This window comes from Psychrobacter sp. (assembly GCF_030457785.1).
In the GTDB taxonomy this organism is placed as follows: domain Bacteria; phylum Pseudomonadota; class Gammaproteobacteria; order Pseudomonadales; family Moraxellaceae; genus Psychrobacter.
On the sequence record NZ_JAKDUI010000002.1, the window covers coordinates 33,995 to 41,356 of the forward strand.

At 43.1% G+C, this 7,362-nt stretch carries 4 protein-coding genes; all 4 read right to left on the bottom strand.

Features of this window, described 5'->3' with window-relative positions:
• Positions 1-65: 65 nt before the first annotated feature.
• Positions 66-2,330 (bottom strand): ribonuclease R, encoded by a 2,265-nt coding sequence (gene rnr / locus L0J61_RS00325; protein WP_301464318.1) that lies wholly within the window; start codon positions 2,328-2,330, stop codon positions 66-68.
• A gap of 141 nt (positions 2,331-2,471) precedes the next feature.
• Complete coding sequence (locus tag L0J61_RS00330; RefSeq protein WP_301464319.1) at positions 2,472-3,716, bottom strand: toxic anion resistance protein; 1,245 nt, start codon at positions 3,714-3,716, stop codon at positions 2,472-2,474.
• Between the two features lie 485 nt (positions 3,717-4,201).
• The gene (gene infC / locus L0J61_RS00335) at positions 4,202-4,705 is read right to left on the bottom strand and encodes a translation initiation factor IF-3 (protein WP_301464320.1); all 504 of its coding nucleotides are present in this window, start codon (positions 4,703-4,705) and stop codon (positions 4,202-4,204) included.
• Positions 4,706-4,728: 23 nt separating this feature from the next.
• Positions 4,729-6,663, bottom strand: a complete 1,935-nt coding sequence (gene thrS, locus L0J61_RS00340; RefSeq protein WP_301464321.1) for a threonine--tRNA ligase — start codon at positions 6,661-6,663, stop codon at positions 4,729-4,731.
• Positions 6,664-7,362 lie beyond the last annotated feature (699 nt).

Here is a 7,362-nt window from a genome sequence, read left to right on the forward strand (position 1 = left end):
TAAAAACCAGATAAAAAAAAGGCTAACGATGACGTTAGCCTTTTTAGTAAGCGTGCTAGCGGAGTTTAGCTTTTTTTGCTACGTCCTCGACCACGGCCACCGCTTTTTTTGGCGGCGGGCTTTTTAGGCTTGTCTTTTTGCGTTTGATTCATTTCACTCGCTTGTAGCTTAGCTTTCAAGTCAAAATCGATTTGCAACAAGTCCATATTGACACCGGCGACCTGTATTTTCACCAGATCACCAAGCCCGAATAGCGTGCCTTTATCTTTGCCAATCAGCTGTTGCTGATGTTCGTCGTAGACAAAGTAGTCATCACCGACATTGGAGATATGCACCAAGCCATCAATGTACAAGTCACTCAGGGTGACAAACAAGCCGAAGCTAGTAACTGAAGTTACTACTCCGTTGAACTCTTCGCCGACATGATCTTTCATGTAGTGACATTTGAGCCAAGATTCAACATAGCGAGATGCTTTTTCTGCACGGCGTTCGGTGTCGGAGGTTTGTGTACCAGCGCCTTCAAGAGAGAAATCCATCACGGGCTGCTTGCTATTGGTTACGTGCGCTTTGATTGCGCGGTGCAGCATGAGATCAGGGTAACGGCGAATGGGCGAGGTAAAGTGGCTGTATTCGTCATATGCCAAGCCAAAGTGACCGATGTTGTCGGGCGAATAGTTCGCTTGCATCATTGAGCGCAGTAGCATGCTGTGAATGCTAATGGCATCTGGTCTGTCTTTCGTTGCTTCGATGATGCGCTGATAGTCCGCTTGTGTTGGGTTTTCTTCTGGGAAGGGCAAACCAAAGTTTTTTGCATATTCGTGAATACGCATCGACTTTTCACCATCGGGCTTATCATGGTTACGATACAGTACTGGTAGCTCATGCTTTAGTGCAAAGTTTGCGGCACAGGTATTGGCTAGTAGCATGCATTCTTCAATGAGCTTTTGCGAGTCACCACGGGTGCGCGGTAGGATGGCGTCGATACCGCCTTTCTCGTTAAACTTAATATAAGTCTCAACGGTTTCGAACTCCATCGCATGACGCTCTTCACGTTTTTTCAGGAGTAGCCCATACAGTTGATGTAGCGTGTCGATAGACTTTTTGACGTTCTTATTGCCAGTCAGTGATTCAGGTACACTGTTGTCTTTTGGATCGTCAAAGTAAGCATTCACTTGGTTATACGTCAAGCGAGCCTGAGAATGCATCACACCCGGGTAAAACTCATAGCCTGTAATCTTACCGGCACGTGATATCTTAATGTCCGCGACCATACATAAACGATCGAGGTCAGGGTTCAATGAGCACAATCCGTTGGACAGTACTTCAGGCAGCATTGGAATCACGCGATGCGGGAAGTAGACTGATGTACCACGCTCGTAAGCGTCTTGATCTAATGGAGAGTTAGGGGTGACATAAGAGCTGACATCAGCAATAGCGACTAAAACACGGTAATTACCGCCAGCGCGCTTTTCTGCAAATACTGCGTCGTCGAAGTCACGTGCATCTTCACCATCAATAGTCACAAGCGGTAAATGACGCAAGTCTGTGCGACCTTTTAGATCTTTGTCAGTCGGTTCTTTATAGTCATCGGCCTGTTTGAGCGCTGCTTCACTAAAATCAGATGGGATATCGTAGTTGAGCAATGTGGTCTCAATGATCAACTCACGATCGTTATCATCGGACAGTAATTCTGTGATTTTGCCAGTGCCGAACTCATGCTGGTTTGGCCAATCGATAATGTCAACTTTGACAGGAGCGCCTTGTTTGGCGTTTAGTGCCTGCACATTGTCATCAGTAACGGTAATCGGCTGGTGGTTGTTTGGGCTACCAAGATCAACACAGTAGCCTTCTTCATCACGCACCAATGTGCCGATGAAGTTGTTTTGACGGCGCTCAACCACATCGACGATGCGACCTTCCGTCCGACCACGATTGTCTGTCGATGTGCCAACTGCTGCTACCGTATCGCCGTTAAATACCCAACGCATTTGCTTTTCGTGCAAAAACAGATCAGGCATATCGTCCAATAGCACAAAGCCAAACCCTTTTGGGTGGGCTGATATTTGACCTGTAACGATGTCTTGTTTGGTGACTGCACGATAGCGATAAGGGCGACCTTCACGGTTTACCTGACCATCGCGGGCCATCGCTTTTAGGCGATTGCCCAAAGCATCAAACTGATCTGGATCCTCAATCCCAAAGATTTGAGCCAGCTTCTGATGAGTGACTTCACCATGCTCATTGATAGTGCTGAGTATTAACTCGCGACTAGGGATGGGATTGTCATATCTTTTTGCCTCGCTTGAGGCGTTTGGATCATTCCAACTCATAAATTACCGTATCTGTTTTTAAAATTATTAATAATGGCTATCTTAACACGAACGACGACGCAATATCTTGCGTCAATCGTCTTATATGTATTCGGTAGCGAGAAGCGATCACTTCTATAAATCAACAGCAGACAAAATATATCAAATATCGATATCTACTGTGTTTGATTTGTCAGTTATTTTCTTACTGTCCAACTCTTTAGACACTTCTTGAACTGTGGTCTGGTTCGACTTATCTAGATATTTTTGTGCCTTATCTACCTCGGTCGTTAAAGTATTGACCGTTTGCTTCATATTATCGAGCGCTTCAATCTTATAGTTGCTAATCATGTCCATCGTATCATAGACGTTATTGAAGGCATTTTGCAGTTTATCAAGCTCGATACTGCTACTGGTTGCTTGCTCATGAATCTCACCCGACTGCTGCTTGAGCATGGCGGAGGTTGATTCGATCAAACTGCTAGTGGTCTTGTTCAAAGCAGTGATTTGGTCAAGTACCAGTTTTTGATTGGTCATGGCTTGTGCTACGACCACAGCCGTACGCAACGCGGATATAGTCGTTGTAGTCGCACGGTCTACGCCTTTAATCAGCTCCAAGTTATTGCGGCGTATGGTGTCAAGTGCCAAATAACCTTGTACGTTCACGGCCAACTGTGTCAAGAAGTCCGTGTTCTTTTGACGCACATAAAAAAGCATTTCTTCTTTGATGATACGAGCTTTTTCAGGGTCTGTGGCTTCTATAGCATAGACCTTTTGTTCCAATTGCTCATCTATTTTTTTACCAACATAAATATACTGGCGGATAGACTGCATCAACTCCCACATATTTACTTTTTCTTGCTCAATCATCGCATTGTCTTTTAGCAGTTCATCTTTACCATTATAAAGACTGGTTACGACGGCATTGATGTGAGACTGTGCGGATTCATATTGACGAAAGTAATCTTGCACCTTATTACCGAATGGTATGAGACCAAACAGTTTGCGTGAGCTGGTCAACTCTTTTTTACTAGGATCTAGATCTTCGACGATACCGCGTAGTTCAGTCAGAGAGCTCGCAATAGGAGAGTTGTCGAATAGGCTGTCGTTGATGCTTTTGGCTGGTAACTCAAGCATACGATTGGAAACTTGTGCTGATTCACGAATCTCTTTGGCGCCTAAGTTATGGATAGATTGTACATTCTGTTGGAACTCCGAGCTGTGTACAGAGTTGGTAATGACATGGTCGACGAAGGCATCAACTTTGGCATCCAGCTCTGGGATCTGGCTTTTATCCAACGTCACCATTTGGTCTGCTTCACTTTTCTGTACTTCTTTCACAGGCTCAGGCGCGGTTAGAGAGATGCTGGGTGTAGACGTGTTTTCTGGTGGTGTCAGTTGTTGCATAAGGCTTCCTATAATATTTAAAATGTAATGGATAGTATGCGGGTTTGATTATCAATGTCGTCAACGGCTAGGCGTGTCAAAAGTAAAACTGATAGTCGAGAAGGTTTTTATACTTTCTTCTTCTCATTTGGTTGTATTGATTACTTTTATTCGGGTGATGGTGATAGGAGTATGGCCATCGTTATTGTCAAGATTACCCTGTTAATAAGACAGTGAGAAGATGGATTTTGTAAATACGTTTGGCAAAGATTCAGCCAATTCGCTCTATCTAGATAAGGGTCGATTGAATAGAGGGCGCGCCTTAATAGATTGGCAAGCGTAACAATTGGGACTGTAGGGTTTGGCTTTCTACTGATTAACAGTAAAAAAAACCATCAATATCCCGTGGCATATTGATGGTCGAAATTTATAAGTAGCCATATTAATAACGACTGACAATCATGGCGATTAGCAGTCACCACTAGCAGTAATCTTGTAAACAGAGATTACTTTTTCTTAGTGGGTCCGAGCAACATACCCATTTGACGACCTTCCATCTTAGGATACTGTTCGACGTTTGAGATTTCAGCGGTATCTTCAATGATACGATCAAGTTGTTTGCGGCCGATGTCTTGGTGCGCCATCTCACGTCCGCGGAAGCGGATGCTGATTTTGACTTTATCTTGATCTTCCAAAAAGCTAACGATTTTTCTCAGTTTAACCTGATAATCGGCTTCTTCCGTACTAGGGCGTAGCTTCATCTCTTTGAGCTGAGTTTGCTTTTGGTTTTTCTTAGCTTCTTTAGCCTTTTGCTTTTGCTCATAGAGGAAATGCTTATAATCCATGATTTTGCATACTGGCGGCTTAGCTTCAGGAACCAATTCAACCAAATCTAGGCTTTCATCACGTGCCGCTTTCATCGCGGTTTCGATATCAACCACACCCATTTGCTCGCCATCTTCTTTAACGAGACGGACTTCTTTGACATTGATATCTTCGTTGATGTTCAAACGGTTGGACTGTTTAATAGGTATTACTCCTCATCTGTTTTTGGGATCTGTCGGCCTTTTTTACTGACAGCGTTCTGCATTAGTGTAATAAAGTCAGAGATACTCATCACGCCTAGGTTTTCACCTTCACGTGTCCGGACATTGACACTGCCCGATTCGACTTCTTTATCTCCTAATACTAGCATATAGGGGATACGTTCTAATGTTTTCTCTCGTATCTTAAATCCAATCTTTTCGTTTCGCAAGTCGCTAGCAGCTCGTAATCCAGCATTTTTTAGTTCGTTAACGACATTTTCGCATGCATCGGCTTGCTTATCGGTAATATTCATGACCACGATTTGCTGTGGTGCTAGCCATACGGGCATCCAACCAGCATAGTGTTCGATCAATATACCGATAAATCGCTCAAATGAACCTAAGATGGCACGGTGCAACATAATAGGTACTTCACGGTCATTTTGTTCATTAACAAACTCTGCATCGAGGCGCTCAGGCATGTTTGGATCAACTTGAATGGTACCGCATTGCCATACGCGACCCAAAGAATCCTTTAGACTAAACTCAATCTTTGGACCGTAGAACGCACCTTCACCTGGCAGGTATTCCCAGTCAAGACCTGAGCTATCTAACGCATCAGCTAGCGCTTTTTCGGCAAAATCCCAAGATTCATCACTACCAACACGTTTTTCAGGACGGGTCGAGAGCTTCATAATAATGTCGTCAAAACCAAAGTCTTCATATACCTTTAATGTTAGCTTAATGAAGTCAGCAACTTCTTGCTGAATTTGCGCTTGGGTGCAGAAGATATGGGCATCATCTTGGGTAAAACCACGAACACGCATTAGACCATGTAATGAACCTGATGGCTCGTTACGATGACAAGAACCAAATTCTGCCATACGTAAAGGCAAATCACGGTAAGATTTTAGCCCTTGGTTAAATACTTGTATGTGGCATGGGCAGTTCATTGGCTTTACCGCATAATCGCGACTTTCACTCGATGTGGTAAACATATTGGTGGCATAGTTGCCCCAGTGACCTGAGCGTTCCCATAGACTACGATCGACGATTTGTGGTGTTTTTACTTCTTCATAACCATTATCGTATTGTACTTTACGCATATATTGCTCAAGTACTTGATAAATCGTCCAGCCGTTTGCATGCCAAAACACCATGCCAGGTGCTTGCTCTTGCATATGAAACAGATTTAGTGCCTTACCGATTTTACGGTGATCGCGCTTTTCGGCTTCTTCGATACGCTGAATGTAAGCTTTTAAATCTTTCTTATCTGACCATGCGGTGCCGTATATACGCTGTAACTGCTCGTTTTTGGCATCACCGCGCCAGTAGGCACCTGACATCTTGGTCAGTTTGAATACCTTTAAGAATCGCGTATTTGGCACGTGCGGACCACGGCACATATCAACGTATTCTTGATGGTGGTACAGGCCAAAGGCTTCTTCGCCCGGCATATCGTTGATCAGTTTTAGCTTATAATCTTCATTACGTGACTGAAAGATTTCGATGGCTTCAGCACGTGGTGTCATTTTCTTGATGACGTCATAATCTTGCTTAATCAGCTGAACCATGCGTTTTTCAATGGCTTCCATGTGCTCAGGGGTGAACGGTGTCTCACTATAAATATCATAATAAAAGCCATCATCAATAACAGGACCGATGACCATTTTTACATCAGGGTAGAGCTGTTTGACAGCATGACCAAGCAAATGCGCACATGAATGGCGAATGATGTCGACACCATCGGAGTCTCGCGGTGTCACGATTTCGACCTTAGCATCTGCAATGATAGGATCGTGTGCATCTACCAACTGACCGTCTACGCGTCCAGCAACTGTTGCTTTAGCTAATCCTGCCCCAATGCTTTGCGCCACTTCCATAACGGTTGTGTTGCCTTCAAAGTCTTTTACGCTACCATCGGGTAAAGTAATCGCTACCATAATCTATTCACCTTTTTGGGTCCGTTGGCAGTGATGATTGCAACAATCAATCATTTAACCGTAAGACCACATCAATTGTATCTAATCACTGGAATGTGTTGTAAATGATAAACATGACTTATTAAAGCACCTGAACTAAAACCAAACCATACTTTATAGAGAACAACAGTCATCCGACGAGCCAAACTCAAACTGTCAAGATGCTAAATAGGTTATCCTCTGAATATAGCTAAATACAGGTGCCACATTAAGTAATATTTTGAAAGTAACTATTGTAGCAAATACTGCCTATTAACACTAGATAGCAGAGAATGTAAAGGATATGCGGCTTCTAATATAGTAGAGGCAACGAATCACAACTGTTTGGAATTAATAGCAGTGTGTCTATAAGTATCTATATAGATATAGGTGAGTTAAAACTGGCAAAGCAGTCGCAAATATAAAGCGCACAAACCAATCAGCTGAATCATTCGGGAGTAGATAACTAACCATCTAAGGAAAGCGGTCAAAAGAAAATAGAGATAATGGATGCCATCATGTGTTTGCAGTTGGTATATTTGAAAATTAAATTTTCACTAAGTATTTGATAAATATGGCTTATTATTAAAGCAGTAAAATTAATTGGAAAAACTGTTCAAAACTGGTTGACACACAATACAAACCGTCTATAATACGCACCTCAACAAGACGGACCGAAGA

What these genes read in the sequence shown, in the direction of transcription:
- L0J61_RS00330 (WP_301464319.1), bottom strand. Translation starts at nt 3,716, where the DNA reads ATGCAACAACTGACACCACCAGAAAACACGTCTACACCCAGCATCTCT.
- thrS (WP_301464321.1), bottom strand. Translation starts at nt 6,663, where the DNA reads ATGGTAGCGATTACTTTACCCGATGGTAGCGTAAAAGACTTTGAAGGC.
- rnr (WP_301464318.1), bottom strand. Translation starts at nt 2,330, where the DNA reads ATGAGTTGGAATGATCCAAACGCCTCAAGCGAGGCAAAAAGATATGAC.